The organism is Actinophytocola xanthii (genome assembly GCF_001921205.1).
Classification (GTDB): Bacteria; Actinomycetota; Actinomycetes; order Mycobacteriales; family Pseudonocardiaceae; genus Actinophytocola; species Actinophytocola xanthii.
The window spans coordinates 1-17,202 of sequence record NZ_MSIE01000024.1 but is presented as its reverse complement, the minus strand read 5'-3'; the positions used below and the strand labels follow the sequence as shown (position 1 = coordinate 17,202).

At 74.0% G+C, this 17,202-nt stretch carries 19 protein-coding genes; 8 read left to right on the top strand and 11 right to left on the bottom strand.

Features of this window, described 5'->3' with window-relative positions; genetic code table 11:
* Positions 1 to 219: 219 nt before the first annotated feature.
* Positions 220 to 708 (top strand): hypothetical protein, encoded by a 489-nt coding sequence (locus tag BU204_RS14120; RefSeq protein ID WP_233160311.1) that lies wholly within the window; start codon positions 220 to 222, stop codon positions 706 to 708.
* A 130-nt stretch (positions 709 to 838) separates the two neighbouring features.
* Here BU204_RS14120 and BU204_RS14115 read toward each other — a convergent pair whose 3' ends face one another.
* Genes BU204_RS14115 through BU204_RS14090 form a run of 6 tightly spaced genes read right to left on the bottom strand, consistent with a single transcriptional unit; the run spans position 839 to position 4,977 of the window.
* Positions 839 to 1,789, bottom strand: coding sequence for an ROK family glucokinase (locus tag BU204_RS14115; RefSeq protein ID WP_233160309.1), 951 nt, complete (start codon positions 1,787 to 1,789; stop codon positions 839 to 841).
* Positions 1,786 to 2,133 (bottom strand): hypothetical protein, encoded by a 348-nt coding sequence (locus BU204_RS14110; protein WP_075126115.1) that lies wholly within the window; start codon positions 2,131 to 2,133, stop codon positions 1,786 to 1,788. The genes BU204_RS14115 and BU204_RS14110 overlap by 4 nt, the downstream gene beginning before the upstream one ends.
* Positions 2,130 to 3,308 carry an ArsA family ATPase gene (locus BU204_RS14105; RefSeq protein ID WP_075126201.1) on the bottom strand — a complete coding sequence of 393 codons (1,179 nt, stop codon included), beginning with the start codon at positions 3,306 to 3,308 and terminating at the stop codon, positions 2,130 to 2,132. The genes BU204_RS14110 and BU204_RS14105 overlap by 4 nt, the downstream gene beginning before the upstream one ends.
* A gap of 21 nt (positions 3,309 to 3,329) precedes the next feature.
* The gene (locus tag BU204_RS14100; RefSeq protein ID WP_075126114.1) at positions 3,330 to 3,767 is read right to left on the bottom strand and encodes an SRPBCC family protein; all 438 of its coding nucleotides are present in this window, start codon (positions 3,765 to 3,767) and stop codon (positions 3,330 to 3,332) included.
* Positions 3,768 to 3,794: 27 nt separating this feature from the next.
* On the bottom strand, positions 3,795 to 4,583 hold the full coding sequence (locus BU204_RS14095) for a metallophosphoesterase family protein (RefSeq protein ID WP_075126113.1): 789 nt from the start codon (positions 4,581 to 4,583) through the stop codon (positions 3,795 to 3,797).
* Positions 4,584 to 4,593: 10 nt separating this feature from the next.
* The gene (locus tag BU204_RS14090; protein WP_075126112.1) at positions 4,594 to 4,977 is read right to left on the bottom strand and encodes a polyketide cyclase / dehydrase and lipid transport; all 384 of its coding nucleotides are present in this window, start codon (positions 4,975 to 4,977) and stop codon (positions 4,594 to 4,596) included.
* A gap of 42 nt (positions 4,978 to 5,019) precedes the next feature.
* Between BU204_RS14090 and BU204_RS14085 the strand changes: the two genes are divergently transcribed.
* From BU204_RS14085 to BU204_RS41925, 4 genes are all read left to right on the top strand, one after another.
* On the top strand, positions 5,020 to 6,135 hold the full coding sequence (locus BU204_RS14085; protein WP_075126111.1) for an AMP-binding protein: 1,116 nt from the start codon (positions 5,020 to 5,022) through the stop codon (positions 6,133 to 6,135).
* A gap of 70 nt (positions 6,136 to 6,205) precedes the next feature.
* Complete coding sequence (locus BU204_RS14080) at positions 6,206 to 7,249, top strand: CHAP domain-containing protein (RefSeq protein ID WP_075126110.1); 1,044 nt, start codon at positions 6,206 to 6,208, stop codon at positions 7,247 to 7,249.
* Positions 7,246 to 7,554, top strand: a complete 309-nt coding sequence (locus tag BU204_RS14075; protein WP_075126109.1) for a hypothetical protein — start codon at positions 7,246 to 7,248, stop codon at positions 7,552 to 7,554. Before BU204_RS14080 ends, BU204_RS14075 begins: the two co-directional genes overlap by 4 nt.
* Positions 7,551 to 8,099: a YbaB/EbfC family nucleoid-associated protein gene (locus tag BU204_RS41925; protein ID WP_075126108.1), complete on the top strand. Its 549-nt coding sequence runs from the start codon at positions 7,551 to 7,553 to the stop codon at positions 8,097 to 8,099. Before BU204_RS14075 ends, BU204_RS41925 begins: the two co-directional genes overlap by 4 nt.
* On the opposite strand, the gene BU204_RS14065 is transcribed toward BU204_RS41925, so the two are convergent.
* The 5 genes from BU204_RS14065 to BU204_RS14045 form a co-directional block, all read right to left on the bottom strand.
* Positions 8,089 to 9,225: a glycosyltransferase family 4 protein gene (locus tag BU204_RS14065; protein WP_143229505.1), complete on the bottom strand. Its 1,137-nt coding sequence runs from the start codon at positions 9,223 to 9,225 to the stop codon at positions 8,089 to 8,091. The genes BU204_RS41925 and BU204_RS14065 overlap by 11 nt on opposite strands.
* 9 nt (positions 9,226 to 9,234) lie before the next feature.
* Positions 9,235 to 10,575, bottom strand: a complete 1,341-nt coding sequence (locus BU204_RS14060) for a peptidase MA family metallohydrolase (protein WP_198942873.1) — start codon at positions 10,573 to 10,575, stop codon at positions 9,235 to 9,237.
* Positions 10,576 to 10,652: 77 nt separating this feature from the next.
* Complete coding sequence (locus tag BU204_RS14055) at positions 10,653 to 11,657, bottom strand: C40 family peptidase (protein WP_233160293.1); 1,005 nt, start codon at positions 11,655 to 11,657, stop codon at positions 10,653 to 10,655.
* A 481-nt stretch (positions 11,658 to 12,138) separates the two neighbouring features.
* A complete protein-coding gene (locus BU204_RS14050; RefSeq protein WP_075126105.1) occupies positions 12,139 to 12,324 on the bottom strand; it encodes a hypothetical protein in 186 nt (61 codons plus the stop codon).
* 244 nt (positions 12,325 to 12,568) lie between these two features.
* Positions 12,569 to 13,918: an NYN domain-containing protein gene (locus BU204_RS14045; protein WP_075126104.1), complete on the bottom strand. Its 1,350-nt coding sequence runs from the start codon at positions 13,916 to 13,918 to the stop codon at positions 12,569 to 12,571.
* Positions 13,919 to 13,992: 74 nt separating this feature from the next.
* Here BU204_RS14045 and BU204_RS14040 point away from each other — a divergent pair, with 74 nt between their 5' ends.
* From BU204_RS14040 to BU204_RS14030, 3 genes are all read left to right on the top strand, one after another.
* Positions 13,993 to 15,702 carry a DEDD exonuclease domain-containing protein gene (locus BU204_RS14040; RefSeq protein WP_075126103.1) on the top strand — a complete coding sequence of 570 codons (1,710 nt, stop codon included), beginning with the start codon at positions 13,993 to 13,995 and terminating at the stop codon, positions 15,700 to 15,702.
* Positions 15,699 to 16,649 carry a 5-dehydro-2-deoxygluconokinase gene (gene iolC / locus BU204_RS14035; RefSeq protein WP_269844645.1) on the top strand — a complete coding sequence of 317 codons (951 nt, stop codon included), beginning with the start codon at positions 15,699 to 15,701 and terminating at the stop codon, positions 16,647 to 16,649. The genes BU204_RS14040 and iolC overlap by 4 nt, the downstream gene beginning before the upstream one ends.
* A gap of 28 nt (positions 16,650 to 16,677) precedes the next feature.
* Positions 16,678 to 17,202 (top strand): Cgl0159 family (beta/alpha)8-fold protein (locus BU204_RS14030; RefSeq protein ID WP_456297885.1); only part of this gene is annotated, 525 nt, incomplete at its 3' end.

The window sequence follows — 17,202 nt, the reverse complement described above, 5'->3', positions numbered from 1 at the left end:
TGAGTCTCCCGGCCGTGACGACTGTACGAAGGGGGTCGGACCGGCACAATGGCGAGCCACCCGAACGTCGGAACGTGTAACAGCGACCACGATGGGACAGATCCTCTTCCCGGTCACGGTACCCAACGAGTAAACAAGGCGGTGGGATCCGGCCCCAGCCGAACCAGTTCGTGCGACGATGGCCACGTCACCTGCACGTGCCTGACCAAGGAGGCCCAGGTGCCCGATCGGCCGGAGGATGTCGACGCCGCGTTCGCGGAGATCGTGGCTGGTCTCGAACGCGAGGGCGTCGGGAGGCGTGCGCCGGACCTCGACGAGCCGGACGCGGCGCCCAGCGGTACCGCTGTGGCCGACCCTCCCGTCGCCGAGGAGCGTCAGCCCCCTCGGCCCGCCGGGCCGCCACCCACCGCCTGGCGCGGCTCGGACACCGAGTGGGACTGGTCCTGGAGCACCGACGAGGAGCACTACGTCCCGCCGGAGCCGCCGCCGCTGCCGCGACTGCGCCCGCTGACGATCGTGGCGCTGGTCCTGGTCGCCGTGGCGGTGGCGTTGCTGGTCGCCCCCGGCCTGGTCGGCCTCGCTCCCCGGGTCGCCACGCCGATCGCCCTGGTCACGCTGACCTGCGGTGGGGCGATGCTGCTGCTCCGCGTGCGCAAGAACCCCAAGCCGCCGGAGGACCCCACCCGGGACGACGGCGCCCAGCTCTGAGCCGGCTCGGCCTTACCGCTGGCCGCGTTGTCGGACAGGCCGAGTACGACCCGGTACGAGACCTGCCCTCCGCCTTGCCAGCGACGACCTGGATCACGAAGCCCATCGACCGGGACCGTGCGGACGCGCCCTAGCGGGCGTCCGCGGCCAGCGCGGCGGCGCCGACCAGCGCCGCGTCGTCGCCCAGCTGGGCGGTGCGGATGCGGGCCAGCGGCCGGTAGCCGGCGCCGGTGATCATCTTCTTGTAGTGGTCCCTGGCGTCGTCGAGGAACAGCGGCGCGGAGTCCGAGACCCCGCCGCCGATCACCACGACCTCCGGGTCGTAGATGTCGGCCACGAGCGCCAGGCCCTCCCCCAGCCAGGTCGCGAGCTCGGCCATCGCACGCTTGGCCAGCGGGTCGCCCTCCTTGGCGGCCGCCGCGACCGTGCGACCGGTCACCGCCCGCTTGTCCCCGGCGACCTCGCGGTCGAGCACCGTCGACCGGCCGGGGTAGCGGGCCAGCAGCTCCACCGCGGTGGCCGCGAGCGCTGTCCCGCTGCAGTAGCGCTCCCAGCACCCGGACTTCCCGCAGGGGCACGGGCGCCCTCCCGGTACGAGCGAGAGGTGCCCCAGCTCGGGAGCCACGCCGTAGGCCCCGCGGAACACCTGTCCGTCGAGCAGCAGCCCACCCCCGATCCCGGTGCCGATCGCCACCAGCAGCGCGACCCGCGTGCCCCGTGCCGCGCCGAACCGGTGCTCGGCCAGCACGGCGGCGTTCGCGTCGTGTTCGAGCACCACCGGCAACCCGAGTCGCTCGGAGATCCGGTCGGCCACCGGGGCGGTGCGCCAGGCCAGGTGTGGGGCGAACATCACCGAGCGGCGGTCGTTGGCCACGAACCCCGCCACGGCGAGTCCTACCGCGCTCACCCGGTGCCGGGCGGCGAGCCCGCCGACCGCCGACACGATCGCCGCCTCCAGCGCGGCCTCCCCGGTGGGCGTCGGCGCCCGCGCGGTGTCGAGTACGGTCCCGTAGCGGTCGACGACACCGGCACGAACGCTCGTGCCCCCGATGTCGACGCCGATCGTCGTCCTGGCCCTCACGTCCGACGCACCGGGATCGGCTGCACCCTCGGCCGCTCGCCGTGGCGACGCGGCTCGGGGCGGAACCCGGGCATATGGGACGCGCCGGGCTCCCAGCGGTCGGCGAGCACGGCACGCAGCAGCGCGACGAGGTCGGCGGCCTGGTCGACACCGTGGGCGGCGAGCGCGTTGGGCTCGCCGCGGAGCAGCGCCACCAGCGCGCACAGCGGACACCACCCGCAGGAGGGGCCGGCGGACTCCTCGGCGGCGCGGTCCAGCCAGGGCCCGGCCCGCCCGGCCACCGCGTCGGCCAGCAGCCGCAGCTCCTCGACCAGCCGGCTGCCCGGCTCGGCGCGTTCGGTCACGCCGGCCTCCCGGGTTCGGCGGCTCCCGTGCCGGCCTCGGCCTCGAACCGCAGCACGAGCCCGGCCTCGTTCGCCTCGGCGTCGGTCACCGCGTGCCGGTGCAGCAGTACCGGCAGCGACACGAGCCTGCGCACCCCGTCGACGGTGATCGCGAGGTCGTCGCCCACCCGGGCCAGCTCGAGCGAGCTCGAGTCGGACAGCGGCAGCGCGATCCCCAGCTCGTGCACCGAGTCCGAGACCGCGCGGAGGCGGAGCAGCGGCGGCGGCTCGGCCGCGGCGAACGGCGCGAGCAGCGGGTCCGCCTCGCCGTACAGCTCCTCGGCCAGCTCCAGCAGCCGACCGGTGCCGACCGGCTCGACCGCGCGGTGCTCGACCAGGTGCACCGGGAGCGAGGTGGAGGCGTCCAGCTCGGCCAGAACGGCGTCCTGCTCGGCCCGCCTGGTGCGCAGCCAGCTCGCCGCGGGTCCCCGCCAGCGGCTCGCTCGCGGCGCGAGCCGGTTGGCGACCAGCCCGTCCACCCGGATCCCCCGCAGGGCCAGGGCGGCGAGCGTGCGCCTGGTCTCGGCGACCACCAGCCGCTCGGGAGTGAGGACCACCCGCACGCTCGTCACGGCCGGGTCCACGAGCAGCCGACGCAGCCGGCCCAGGTGCTCGGCGAGGCGGCCGAGCGGGTCCGCGCTGTGGCGTAGCACCGTCCGGGCCGGGCCGCGCAGCCGGCGCAGGTAGCCCGCCACCGCCTCCGGCAGGGCCAGCAGCCGCAGGGTCTCGGCGGTCGGTCCACAGTCGACGACAACGACGTCCCACGGTCCCCGCTCGGCCAGCCTCGCCACCTCGGTGAGCGCGAGCAGCTCGTCGACGCCGGGCAGGACGGTGAGCTCCGCGGCGTCCAGCTCGTCGAGCCCGACGCCGGCGAACGCGGTGTGCAGCTGGCGGCGGAGCTCCTGCCAGGACCGGTCCACCAGCCCGCGCGCGTCGACGTGCGCCGCGTACAGACAGGTGTCTACTTCGGACGGCGTGGAGCCGAGCGGGAGCCCGTACGCGTCGCCGAGCGAGTGGGCCGGGTCAGCCGAGCAGACCAGCACCTTGCGCCCGCCGACGGCGAGGCGGGCAGCAGTCGCCGCGGCAAGGGTGGTCTTGCCGACTCCCCCCTTGCCGGTGAACAGCAGGATGCGCACCGACCGCTCGTCCACCGCCGGTTAGGCGCCCTCGACCCGGCGCTTGAGCTCCTTGAGCGCGATATCCATGATCATCTTTTCGGCCTTGCGGCGGAACAGGCCGATCATCGGCACGGCCAGCTGGACGGCCAGCGTGTAGGTGACCTTGGTCTTGGTGCCGTCGCTGGTGAGCAGGTAGCGCCCGTTCTGCGCGCGCTGCAGCTGCCCCTTGACCAGCGTCCAGCTCACCGAGAGCCCGTCGGCGGCCCAGTCGTAGGCCAGGGTGTAGACGTCCTTGAACGCGCCGGCGTCGAGGGTGAACCGCACCTGCTGGGCCCGGCCGTCCTGCCCCTCCTCCAGGACCTCGGTCTTCTTCACCGCGTTCGCCCATTCCGGGTACGCGGGGAAGTCCGCGATCACCGCCATGATCTCCTGCGGAGGCGCGTCGACCACGATCGACTGGGTGGACTCATCGGCCATGCCGCGCAGATTACCTGGTCCGGCCGCCTACCAGCGCAGCACGTACGGCCGCTGGGTGCGCTGGAAATGGCCGACGTTCACGCACTCGGTGTAGGACAGGCGCATCCTCGGCGCCAGCGGTTGGTGCACGTGCCCGAACAGCGCCCAGCGGGGACGGCACGTCAGGATCGTCTTCCGCAGGGCCGCCGAGCCGAACTCGGTCCGCCGGGCAACGACGTCGTAGGTGAGCTCGGGAACGTCCGGCGGAATATGGCTACACAGCACGTCCACCGCACCCAGCCCCTCGACCGCCGCCGCGTAGTCCTCGAACGTGCGCAGGTAGGCGTGGAACACCCCCGCCCGGCGTGGACGGACGTTGGGCGGCAGCAGGGCGCCGCCGACGAAGCCGAACCGCAGCCCGCCCAGCTCGACGGTCTCGCCGTCGAGGATCCGCACGCCCTCGCCCGCGTACTCCGGCCACAGCGCCGGGACGTCCACGTTGCCCGGCGTAACGTAGGCGGGTGCCGGGAGCGCGTCGAACAACCTGCGGTACTGGGCCCGCACGGCCTCCTCGACCACCGCCGCCGGGTCCGTGATGCCCGTCCACAGGCTCCTGGAGTACTCGGCGAGCTCGTTGTGCAGTCGCTTGCGGCGCAGCCGGGCGAACTCGGCGACCTTCTCCGGCCCGAAGACCGCGCCCAGGATCCCGCCGGAGTGGTCGTGGTAGTCGACGAAGTCGATCAGGTCGCCGAGCACGACGAGCGCGTCCGCCCCGTCGCCGGCCTTGGCCAGTGCCTCGGCGTTGCCGTGCACGTCCGACACCACGTGTACCCGCACAGCGGCCAGGTTAGTTGGCCGGCGGGCAGCCGGGGGGCCGCCCGTCCTCCAGGACGGCCTTGAGGTCCAGTGCCAGGGCCTTCGCCGCGAGCTGGCGCCTGGTCTTCTCCCTGGTCACCCCGCCGCGGCGGGTCTGGGCGCCCTCGGGCAGGTCGGCACGCAGGAAGTAGTGGAGCAGGGTGCCGTCCAGCACCGGCTCCAGCCAGACCTCCATGGTGCCGACCAGGGCACCGGCCACCGTCCACCGCAGCCCCTCCGGACCGCGGTCGGCATAGACCGAAAGCCGCAGGTCCGGCCAGAACCGCCGCCACGAGCCGGGGTCGGCGAACGCGGCGGCCACGGTCGTGGGCGGCACCGCGAGGAACGTCTCGTCGATCACATCCACCGCTGGCACCCGTGCAGCATGTCACGGTCCGCCACGCGCTAGCTTTCTGGTGTGACCGACCAGGAGAGCCTGACCGACATGGTGCGGGCCAACGCCGAACGGTTCGGGAGCACGATCGGGTTGCGCAGGCGGACCGGCAGCTCCTGGCTGGACGTCACCACGCGCGAGTTCGCCGGGCAGGTGCACGACATCGCCCGTGGCCTGATCGCCGCCGGCCTACGACCGGGCGACCGGGTCGCCCTGCTGGCCGGCAACCGGTACGAGTGGACGCTGTTCGACTTCGCCGCCTGGTCGGCGGGCTGCCAGACGGTACCGATCGACCCGGCCGCCCCACCCGAGGACGTCGAGTGGATCCTGTCCGACTCGGGCGCCTGCGCGGTGGTCCTCGAGCACGCCGGGCAGCGGGAGACGCTGCGCCGGATGGTCGACCGGCTCCCGGAGATCGGCTGGGTATGGCAGCTCGACGCCGGCGAGAACGACGGCGCGGACATCGTGCCGGCGGTCGAGGAGCTGACCGAGCTGGGCACCGAGGTCGACGAGCACGCCGCGCACGAACGTCGGCTCGCGGTCGGCGTCGACGCGATCGCCACGCTGGTCTATCAGCCGGGTGCGGCGCACGCCAAGCGGGTCGAGCTCACCCACGGAGAGCTGTTGGCCGACGTCCGCGCGACGGTCACGGTGTTCCGGCCGCTGCTGCGGCCCGGCGGGTCGCTGCTGGTGCTGCTGCCGCTGACCCACCTGTCCGCGCGGGTGCTGTCGCTGGCCTGTGTGTACACCAGGACCACGCTCGGCCACGTGCCCGAGCAGGAGAACCTCGGCACGGAGCTCGGTGTCTTCCGGCCCCGCGTGGTCGTGGCCGGCGCCGCGCTGCTGCGCCGGCTGCACGCCTCGGCGAGGGAGCGTGCGGTCGCCGAGGGACGGGCGCGGATGTTCGACGCGGCCGAGGCGGTGGCCGTCGAGTACGGCGCCGGTCGCCGCTCGCCGGCGGTGCGGCTCAAGCACGCGGCGGCCGACACCCTGGTGTACCCGAAGGTGCGGGCGGCCTTCGGTGGCCGCTGCGTCGCGGCGATCACCCCCGGTCCGGCGCCGGAGCCCAGGCTCTCCCGGTTCTACCGGGGGATCGGGATCGCGGTGCACACGCTGCCGGCACCCGCCCCGCCCGCCTGAGCGTGCACGGGATGTGCGCTTCCGTGCACTCCCGCTGGGCCGGCCCGGCACGTCGGCCGACAGTGGGGTCATGGAGAGCAGGGCCGTCGCCCGCGAGGTAGCCGGGCAGCTGATCGCGCACCGCAACCGGCTGGCCGGCAAGGCCGACGACGCCTACCGGGCCCAGGCCGCGCTGGCGGAGACCGCGCGCGCCCTGGAACGCCACCACGACGACCACCGGGCCGGGGCGGCCGCGGCGACGACCTGGTGGGAGGGGCGCAACGCGGCCGGGTTCGACCGCAGGGCCCGCCGGCTGACCGGTGCGCTCGGCGGCACGGCCGCCGCCGCGGCGAAGGGCGCGGAGATCGTCGCGGTCACCGCCGCCTCGCTGGAGACCAACCACCGCGCGGTCGCCGCGCTGGTCGAGGAGTACACGGACCGGGCGGCGCGGCTGATCGACGCGGCACGCGCGGTGAGCGGGGCCGGTGCCCGGGCGGCTCTGGTGCGGGCCGCCGCCGAGGTCGCCGACCTCGTCCGGAACTACACGAACGAGTCGATCCGACACGTACGGGTAGTCCAGGCGCAGCTGAAGGACGCCGCCGAGGAGCTGCGCGGGCTCGAGCGGGCGGTGGAGCGCGACGGCGTCGTCGACCCGGCGCGCCGGCGCCGGCGCGGCCCGGACCGGGGCGGTGTCGGGCGCCCGCCCCGCACCCGCTCCGGGCTCCGCAACGCGATCAGGAACGTGGCCCGCGGCGAGCTGGGCTACCGGGAGGAGGCGGGCAACCGGAACAGGTACGGCCCGACCGGCCCGTGGTGCTCGAACTTCGCCACCTGGGTCTGGCGGCGAGCGGGGGTGGAGATCGGGGTGCTGCCGTTCACCGGGGACGTGTACGAGTGGGGCCGGGAGCGCGGGCTGGCCTACGGGCGCGAGGCCCTGGGCGAGGCGAGGCCGGGGGACGTGCTGCTGTTCGGCACGGGGCCGGCGAGCCCGGCGACGAGCACGCACATCGGGATCGTCGAGAGCGTGGACGGAGACACCGTGACGCTGATCGAGGGCAACTCGGGCGACCAGGTGCGGCGGGTCACCCACACCCTGTCGGCGGGGACGTTCTACGGCGGGGTGCACCCGCGATGAGCGCGATCACCGGCTGCGCGTCGGCGGCGGGCATCACCGTCGAGGTTCACCCAGGCGGGACCATGTCGTCGCTGTCGCTCGAGGCGCGCGCCCTCACCCTGGGCCCCGACCGCCTGGCGGCCGCGATCGTGACGGCCGTCGCCGAGGCGACAGCGGTGGCCAACCAGCGTACGAAGAACGCGCTCCGCGAGGCCCTCACCGGGCTGGGTGAGGCGGAGCTGGCCGCGCTGGGCCTGCACCAGGCGGCGGACCTGACCGAACGGGCCGAGACCACCACACCGCCGACCTGGAGGACGGACCCGTGAGCTACGAGTCCTACCGGGTGGACCAGCTGGAGGCCGCCGCCGCGGAGCTCAACGACCAGGTGGACACGCTGGCCGACGCGCTGGCGGGAACCGAGTGCACGGCCACCGCCGAGGGCATCACGGTGACGGTGAACCTGGAGGGCCGGCTCACCGGCCTGAGGCTGCCACCGGAGGCGACGTCCCGACCGCCGCGAACCCTCGCCGCCCAGATCCTCCAGCTCAGCCGGGAGGCCGCCGCCACCGCACTCGCCGAGGCCACGGCCGCCCTGCCCCGCTCCCTCCAGGCCCTGCTCGCACCAGTCCTGCTGGGAGACCCCGCCGATCCCCAGGCCCACCCCCCGCTCGGCGGCTCCGCCGTCACCGACGCCCCAGCCGGCAACAGAGGCTCCCCAACGAGCCCCGCCGATGCCGACGCCCCGGCCCACCCCGAGGACGCCGCCTCGCCCGGCAGGCGAGCCTCCATCGACGACCTCGAGGACTTCTCCCAGCTCCAGACCTGGTCGCTCCCCACTGACCCGACCCGGCCGAGGCGGCCTACGGGGTGAGGAGGTGGGAGAGCCGCTGGGCTATCCCCTCCCAGCGCCAGTGGCGGGAGACCCACCGGCGACCGGCCTCGCCCATCTCGGCGGCCAGGGCGGGGTCGGCCAGGAGGGTGGCGACGCGGTCGGCGATCTGGCCGACGTCGCGGCCTTCGACGATGTGGCCGGTCACGTCCTCGAGCACGGTCTCGGGTGCGCCGCCGGAACGGCCGGCCACCACCGGCAGGCCGGTCGCCGACGCCTCGAGGTAGACGATGCCCAGGCCCTCCACGTCCAGGCCGCGGCCGTGGGTTCGGCACGGCATCGCGAAGACGTCGCCGGCCGCGTAGTACGCGGGCAGCTCCTCCCAGGGCACGCGGCCGGTCAGCACCACGTGCTCGCGCACGCCGAGCTGGTCGGCCATCGCCCGGAGACGCTCCTCGTAGGGACCGGCGCCGACCAGGAGCAGTGCCGCGTCGGGGACCCGCTGCCGGATCAGGGGCAGCGCCCGGATCAGCATGTCCTGCCCCTTGCGCGGCCACAGCCGCGACACGCAGACGGCCGTGGGCCGATCGCCGAGGTCGTACCTCGCCCGGATCTCCTTGCGGGCCGCCACGCTGGGCTGGAACTGCTCGGTGTCCACACCGGAGGGGAGGTACTCCAGCGCGGCCGTCGGACCGAACGCGGCGGCGAACCTGGACCTCGTGTACTTGCTGACGAACGTCACCACGTCGCAGGTCGAGCCGATGCGGCGCAGCGCCTGCCGCGCGACCGGCAGCATCGACCAGCCGACCTCGTGACCGTGCGTGCTCGCGATCACCCGCCGCGCTCCGGCGGAGCGCAGGGCCGGCGCGAGCAGGGCGAGCGGGGCCGCCGCCCCGAACCACACCGCGTCGCACCGCTCGGCCCGCAGGATCTGCCTGGCCCGCCGGGCGACGTCGGGTGTCGGCAGCATCAGGCCGCCGCGGTGGCGCACCACGGGGAACGCCTGCGACGCGTCGAACTCGCGTTGAGCCGCCGAGTCGTGGTTCCACGACGGCGCGTAGACCACGATGTCCTGGTCCGGCAGCCGGGTGGCCAACGCGTGCAGGTACGACTGGATCCCACCGGGTCGGGGCGGGAAGTCGTTGGTCACCACCAGGGTCCGAGGCACCGGCAAACCCTACTCGAGCGACTCGGCCAGGTAGCCCTGCCAGCCCTCGACGAGCGCCGCGCGGTCCATGCCCAGCACCTGCCGCAGCAGGCTGTCGGTCGCCCGCGCGGAGACGGCGCCGACCCCGGCGAGCGTCCGGTACAGCCTGACGAGCGTGTCCTCGCCGTACTCCTCGGCCACGAACCTGGCCAGCGACCAACTCTCCTGGTACGCCAGGTCCAGCTCGGGCCCGCTCGACCGGAACGCGTGGTCCTCCGGCAACGACCGCGGCGGCCCCTCGTCGCGCACCCGCTTCATCAGGTCCGGTGCGCCCTCGGCCAGCGTGACCCCGCTGTCGCGGTACCCGACGTAGTCGGCGAAGCCCTCGAGCAGCCAGGTCGGCGAGCCGTCGACGGTGTCCGCCCGCGCCGCGAGGTGGGTGATCTCGTGCCGCAGCACCACCCGCAGCGAGGACAGCGACAGGGCACGCATCCCGGTCGGGCTGAGCACCACGCGCTGGCCGGTGACCTCCCGGCTCGCGTTGTCCACCCGGTCGGCCACGGCGACCGCCACCACCGCGTCCACGGGGAAGTCCCGCGCCCCGACCAGGGCCCGCATCTCGGCCGGGGAGTCCGGCAGCAGCAGCACCACCCGCTCCGACCAGCGGGTCGGCCACAGCTCGCCGACCGCGCGGACCGAGCTGTCCAGCTCACCGGCGAGCCGCTTGACCGTCGGCTCGTTGCCGGGGTGGCTCAGCACGATCCCGTGCGCGGTGGCGGTGACCAGGCACGGGCCGAAGTCCCATGGCCCGCGCCAGGTGCGGCGACCGAGCCGGTCCAGCGCGTTGTCCGAGTGCAGGTACCAGCGGTCGCCCTGGCGCGCGAACAGGTAGCCCATGGCCCGCTGGGTGGGTGTCACGTCGCCGCCGCGCAACGCGTAGCGCAGGTCGACGCCCGGCGCCCACACCTCGGCGGCCGCGCCGGTCACCTCCTCCGGCAGGTCGGTGATGTCGAGCGCGTCGTCCGGGTTGAGCCGGTAGGACCACTCGGCCAGCGGGACCTTGGCCAGGTTGGCGAACAGCCGCCGCTGGGCGGCGACGAACTCGGGGTCGGCGTCGGGGTCGAGGGTGGCGAGGAACGCCTGCTCGTCCCGCTCCCGCATTGCCCTCGCCCGCCGGTCGAGCAGGTCGGAGACCGCTGCCGCCCGGGTCTGGTCGGCCTCTGGCGCCGGGCTGACCGCACCGAGCGGCTGTCCGGGGCCCGGTGCCGGCGCCTGACCGGTTCCGGGGATCGAGACCAGCGTCAACCCGAACAGCAGGACGACCGCCACGGCGGCGCCGAGCCAGGTCCGCACGCTCCCCCGGTTGGTCACGAGTAGATGCTAAGTGCAAACGCGACTCGGGGCCGGTGCGCGACGCGCACCGGCCCCGAGTCGGGGGTTTTTCGGGTTCAGCCGGCGATGCGGCGGGCACCCAAGTAGTCCTGGCCCGCGCCGTAGGGGGCTTCGGCGGTCAGCACCGGCACCCCGGACGTGGACGCGTGTACGAGCGTTCCGTCGCCGATGTACATCGCGACGTGGTGGATCGTGCTCGCACTCGTGCCGTAGAACAGCAGGTCACCGACCTGGAAGTCGTCCTGCGACACGGCCTTGCCGTACCCGTATTGAGCGCGGCTGGAGTGCGGGAGCGAGATGCCGGCGGCAGCGTAGGCGTACATCGTCAGACCGGAGCAGTCGAACGTGTCCGGGCCCGCGGCACCGTAGACGTACATCTTGCCGCGCTGCGCCATGGCGACCTCGGCCGCCTGACCACCGGCACCGGACGGACCGAGGTAGACGCTGTCGTCCTCGGTGCCGGAGCCGGCGAGCTGCTGCTGCTCCTCGCCGCTCAGATTGTCGTAGGCCTCCTCGACGACCTCGATCTGGTCGTCGAGCTTGTCCTTGGTCTTGGTGATCTTGTCGGTGAGCACCTGCGCGTCGGTCGTCGCCTTCTGCGCCCGGGCCTGCGCGTCGGCGGCCTTGGCCTCCGAGTCGGCGGCCAGGTTCACCGCGCCGGTCAGCTTCTCCAGCGCCTCCTCGTTGTCCGAGGCGAGCACGCCCAGCGCGGCGGCACGCTCGAGGAAGTCCTCGGCGGAGGACCCGGTGAGCAGCGCGGAGAGCTTGTTGAACCGGGCGCCCTGGAACGAGGCGCTGGTCAGGGTGTCGACCTGGCCGCGGAAGGCCTCCTCGTCGGCCTTGGCCTGCGTCATGGTCCGCCTGGCCTTGGCCAGGTCGGCGTTGGCCTGGGCGAGCGCCGCCTTCTTCTTGTCCAGGTCGGTCTTGGCGGCGAGCAGGTCCTCGTTCACCTGCTCGGCCTGCGCGGTGAGCTTCTCGTACTGGTCGAGAGCCTCCGACGCGGTGTCGGGTGGGGGTTGCTGCTGGGCCGGGGGGAGCGCCAGGGCAGGAGACGGGGACACGCTCACCACAGCGATGGCGGCGGTGACACTGACTGCAGCCCGGAACGCGCGCTTCATGCGGTGCGACGCCACGTCGCGTGGATCTCCTTCGTCCTCGACCGCCGAGGGGTGAGAGCACCTCTCCGGACCGCGAGGGGCCGCTACAGCGGGCCCGCGATCGGTGCTCACGCCCCATCCGTGGGGGATCCGGTCCAGCCCCGGAACGGGGCTGACTCGGCGGTGATCCCGCGTAGCGGCCTCGGGGTGAGCCGCTGTCGGCCGCGAGATCTCGGACAGGTTACGAAAAGCCGGTCCACGCGTCTACCAGCCATCCCGAAAAACTTGGTTCGAACCGCTCGCCACACCAATGGAGCAGTGCCAACTCCCCTCTGTGATCAGTGCAACATCCCTGTTCACCGGCCTGTCAGGAGACGCTCGGCCGTTCGGCGACAGCCGACGACCGTTCGGCGACAGGTGCGCACCGGGCCTCCGGACGGGCAGATCACGCCGATTTCTCGATCGGTTCGAGCCGTAGCCGGGGCACTATGCCGGCCCGACCGAGGGCATCGATGGCCCGCTGCTCCGTGGCGTCGAGTTCGATCGCCGGCGGAGCGCCCAACAACACGCTCACCACGCAGTCGCCACAGGCGAGCCCACGCACCACACAGCTGTCGCAGTCGATGATCATTGCCGCTCCTTTCGCACTGATGTCCACCACGAGCAGGCTAGGAGGGAGCACCGACAATTCCGGGCCAGCGGCCGGCGGCCGACGCGTGAATCGCGCCGCCTGGCGCTGCCGTCAGAACCGGGAAAGGGCGCCTGACCTGCGGATCAGGTGGAAACCACGGCCAGGAATACCCCGGACGAGTGAATTGGCAACCTGCGGCGAACTCCCGGCGCGGGCACGCGAAAACACCCCGCCGCGACGGGTGTCAGCTACGCCCGAGCCGCGCGAGCAGGACCGCCGAGGGAACCGGGTGCGCCCCCCGCCGGCGGACCGAGTCGGCAACCGCGCGATCGGAGGTCACCACGACGACAGGGCGTCCCTCCGGCTCGGCGGTGACCAACGCGCGGATCACGTCGTCGGCCAGCACGCCCGGGTCACTGAACAGCACCCGCACCCCCCGTGGCGCCGTGGTCGGCACAGCCACCACGCCCGCGCCGTCGAAGACCAGCGTGACCTCGGCCGACGTGCGCGCGGCCAGCGCCGCCAGCTGACGGATCAGGCGTTCGCGCTGGTCGGACAGGGACAGCTCGGGGTAGCCGGTCTTGGTCACGTTGTAGCCGTCCACCACCAGGTGCACGGTGGGCAGCGCGAGCAGGCGCTCCAGCGCGGCCGGGTCCTCCACCCGGCCGACCGCGCCCTGGGCCTCGGTGGCGCCGCGGACCAGGTCCGCGGGCCGCGGGCCGGACCCGCCGAGGGCCAGCTCGCGGCGCAGGCCGGTGACCGCGCCGTCCAGGGTGTCGACAAGCAGGGCCAGGCGGACCTCGTCGGCCTGGCGGGCCTCCCGGGCGGCCTGTCGGGCGATCTCGGCGTCGGCCTCGGCACGCGCCGCCCGACCGCGCTCGACCTCGGCCCGCTCATGCTCGCGGTCGCGCTGCTCGGCCAGCGCCGCCAGCGCGGCGTCCGCCTCGGTCCGGACGCGCTCGATCTCCGAGCCGGCCCTGGCCGCCTCGTCCTTGGCCTCGCGCAGCTTCACGCCCTGCTCGCGCAGTCGTTTGCGCAGCCGTTCCAGCTCGACCTCGGCCTCCTGCCGGGCCTTGGCCACCGCGTCCTGCACCGACTCGAGCTCGCCCCGCAGCTTCGCGAGCTCTGTCTCGGCCCGGTCGGCCCGGACGACCGCGGCGTCGCGCTGGGCGCGCAGCGTCGCGTCGGAGGCGCGGCGGGAGACCAGCTCGAGGTAGTGCCCGGCCGAGTCGTCGCCGAGCAGCACCGCCGCGGCGGCCACCGCGACCGGGTCGTCCCCGTGGAGGTCGAGCGCGGTCGGGCGGTGCTTGCGGCACCACTCCACGACCGCCGTGCGGAAGGCCACCGAGCCGCGCAGGTTCGCGATGATCGGCCCGCTGCCCAGCCTGGCGCGTTTGGCCGGGGTGAACCGGGCGACCGCGCGGAGCTGCTGGGGGATGTCCACCGGGGGCAGCGCCCCGATCGCCTCGGCGCCGAGCTCGGCCATCCGCGCGCGCACCGCGTCCGGCAGCGCCGACCAGTCCACAGTGGACTCGACGGGCTCGGGGAGGTCCCCGAACCCGTCCGGTCCGACCGGGTGGAGTGACGGCGCCATCCCCACAGGTTAGCGGGGTGGACAGCAGGTCACCCGACGGCTTTTGTCGGTGCCCTCCCCTAGCTTGGCCAACCATGACGAAGCCGGCTGGCCAGCTCGCCTTCGACGAGCTGGGCACCCCTCTGCGGGCGACCACGTTCGTCGTGTTCGACCTGGAAACCACGGGCGTCAGCGACGAGGACACGATCACCGAGATCGGGGCGGTGAAGATCCGCGGGGGCGAGGTGGTCGGCGAGTTCGCGACGCTGGTGGACCCGGGTCGGGGCATCCCCCCGGAGGTGGTCTCGCTGACCGGGATCACCGACGCCATGGTCCACGCCGCGCCCCGGCTGGACGCGGTGCTGCCGGCGTTCCTCGAGTTCGCCGCCGGCGCGGTCCTGGTGGCCCACAACGCGGGCTTCGACACCAACTTCGTCCGCAAGGCCTGCCTGCGCCTGGGCTACCGGTGGGCGAAGCCGACGGTCGTGTGCACCGTCCAGCTCGCCCGGCGGGTGCTGACCCGGGAGGAGGCCCCGAGCTGCCGGCTCTCCCTGCTCGCCGAACTGCTCGGCGCGCGCACCAGGCCGACACACCGCGCGCTGGCCGACGCGCGGGCCACCGTGGACGTGTTCCACGCCCTGCTGGAGCGGGTGGGGTCGGTCGGCGTGCAGTCGCTCGAGGAGCTGCTCGACTTCATCCCGGAGGTGACGCCCGAGCAGCGCCGCAAGCGGACGATGGCCGCCGACCTGCCCACCGAGCCGGGGGTGTACCTGTTCCGTGGTCCGAGCGAGGAGGTGCTCTACGTGGGCACCGCGACCGACCTCAGGCGACGGGTACGCCAGTACTTCACCGCCAGCGAGACCCGCAGGCGGCTGCGCGAGATGGTCGCGCTCGCCACCCGGGTCGACCACGTAGTGTGCGCGCACCCGCTGGAGGCGCAGGTGCGGGAGCTGCGGCTGCTGTCCACCCACAAACCCGCCTACAACAGACGCTCGAAGAACCCCAAGCAGTCCTGGTGGGTCACGCTCACCGACGAGGCGTTCCCGAGGTTGTCGCTCGTGCGGGTGCCCCGGGAGGACGCGCTCGGCCCGTTCCGCTCCCGAGGGCTGGCCGAGGACGCGATGACCGCGTTGCAGGACGCCACCGGCATCCGTCCGTGCACGCTGCGGATCCCGGCCCAGCGCGCCAGCGCGCGCCCCTGCGCGCTGGCCGAGCTGGGCCGGTGCGGCGCACCCTGCGCCGGGCGCCAGAGCGTCGACGACTACGCCGCCGCGCCCGTCGCGTTCCTGGGGCTGGTGGCCGGGCGACGCCTGGACCCCCTGCGGCGCCTGGCCGACCGGCTCACCGAGTTGGCCGCCGCGCAGCGGTTCGAGCAAGCCGGGTTCGACCGCGACCGGATGCGCGTGCTCGTGCGCGCCCTGGACCGCGGACAGCGGCTGGCCGCGCTCGCCTCGGTGCCCGAGCTGATCGCCGCCCGGCCGGACGGCGCGGGCGGCTGGGAGTTCGCGGTGGTGCGCCACGGGCGGCTGGCCTCGGCAGGGGTGGCCCGGCGCGGCGTGCCGCCGATGCCGGTCGTCGACCTGCTGGCCGCCTCGGCCGAGACCGTCCTGCCCGGACCGGGCCCACTGCGCGGCGCGCCGGCCGAGGAGGTCGGTGTCGTGCTGCGGTGGCTGGATCGCCCGGGCACGCGGATGGTTCGATGCTCGCAGCCCTGGGCCGAGCCGGCGTTCGCCGCCGCGAGCTGGCGGGACTGGCTGGCCAGGGCCGACGCCGCGCTGTCGAGTCGGGTGGAGGTGCACCGGTGACCTTCGAGGTGATCACGATGGGTCGCATCGGGGTGGATATCTACCCCGAGCAGACCGGGGTCGGGCTCGCCGACGTCACGTCGTTCGGCAAGTACCTCGGCGGCAGCGCGGCGAACGTCGCCGTCGCCTCGGCCCGGCACGGGCACCGCACGGCCCTGGTCACCCGCACCGGCGAGGACCCGTTCGGCGCCTACCTCCGCCGGGCGCTGCGCGAGTTCGGTGTGGACGACCGGTTCGTCGCCGGGGTGGCAGGCCTGCCGACCCCGGTCACGTTCTGCGAGATCTTCCCCCCGGACGACTTCCCCATCTATTTCTACCGCTATCCCAAGGCGCCGGACCTGGAGATCTACCCCGACGAGCTCGACCTCGACGCGGTGCGCGAGGCCACCGTCTTCTGGGCCACGGTCACCGGGCTGTGCCAGGAGCCGAGCCGTTCGGCGACGCTGGCCGCGCTGGCGGCCAGGCAGGTCGACGACCCCGCCAAGATCACCGTGCTGGACCTGGACTACCGGCCGGCGTTCTGGTCCTCGCGGGAGGACGCCCGGCACTGGGTGCGCACGGCGCTCGCACAGGTCAACGTGACCGTCGGCAACCTCGACGAGTGCGAGACCGCCGTCGCGACCCGGGAGCCGCGCGCGGCGGCGCGGGCCCTGCGGGACATGGGGGTCAGGCTCGCGGTGGTCAAGCAGGGCCCAGCCGGGGTGCTCGCGGTCGACGAGGACGGCGAGGTGTCCGTGCCGCCGGTGCCGGTCGAGGTGGTCAACGGGCTGGGCGCGGGCGACGCGTTCGGCGGTGCCCTGTGCCACGGCCTGCTGTCGGGCTGGGACACCGAACGAACCATGCGCTTCGCCAACGCGGCTGGGGCGATCGTCGCATCCCGACTGTCCTGTTCGGACGCAATGCCGACAACGTCCGAGGTCGAGGAGTTGATGTCCAGTGTGGACTGACCGGGTCCGGGAGATCACCGACCGGCGGATGCGTGAGCCCGGCGCGATCGTCGAGCTCGCGGCGGCCCGCCGCCGTCGGACCGAGCCGGTCGGCGCGACCGGCCGGGCACTGGTGATCGCGGCCGATCACCCGGCTCGCGGCTCCCTGCGGGCCGGGGCCGACCCGTTGGCCATGGCCGACCGGACCGAGCTGCTGCGCCGGCTGTGCGCCGCGCTCGCCCGGCCCGGCGTGACCGGCGTGCTCGGCACCGCCGACGTCCTGGAGGACCTGCTGCTGCTCGGCGCGCTGGAGGACCGCAGCGTGTTCGGCTCGATGAACCGCGGCGGCCTGGCCGGCGCCTCGTTCGAGATCGACGACCGGTTCACCGGCTACGACGCGCTCTCGATCGCCAGGTACGGGTTCGACGGCGGCAAGATGCTGCTGCGGATCGACCTCACCGACGAGCTGACCGCCCCCACCCTGGAGTCGTGCGCGCTCGCGGTCGACGAGCTCGCCGACGCGCGACTGGTCGCGATGGTCGAGCCGTTCCTGTCCCGCCGGGTCGACGGGGTG

What these genes read in the sequence shown, in the direction of transcription:
- BU204_RS14075 (WP_075126109.1), top strand. Translation starts at nt 7,246, where the DNA reads ATGAGCGCGATCACCGGCTGCGCGTCGGCGGCGGGCATCACCGTCGAG.
- BU204_RS14045 (WP_075126104.1), bottom strand. Translation starts at nt 13,918, where the DNA reads ATGGCGCCGTCACTCCACCCGGTCGGACCGGACGGGTTCGGGGACCTC.
- BU204_RS14080 (WP_075126110.1), top strand. Translation starts at nt 6,206, where the DNA reads ATGGAGAGCAGGGCCGTCGCCCGCGAGGTAGCCGGGCAGCTGATCGCG.
- BU204_RS14100 (WP_075126114.1), bottom strand. Translation starts at nt 3,767, where the DNA reads ATGGCCGATGAGTCCACCCAGTCGATCGTGGTCGACGCGCCTCCGCAG.
- BU204_RS14040 (WP_075126103.1), top strand. Translation starts at nt 13,993, where the DNA reads ATGACGAAGCCGGCTGGCCAGCTCGCCTTCGACGAGCTGGGCACCCCT.
- BU204_RS14050 (WP_075126105.1), bottom strand. Translation starts at nt 12,324, where the DNA reads ATGATCATCGACTGCGACAGCTGTGTGGTGCGTGGGCTCGCCTGTGGC.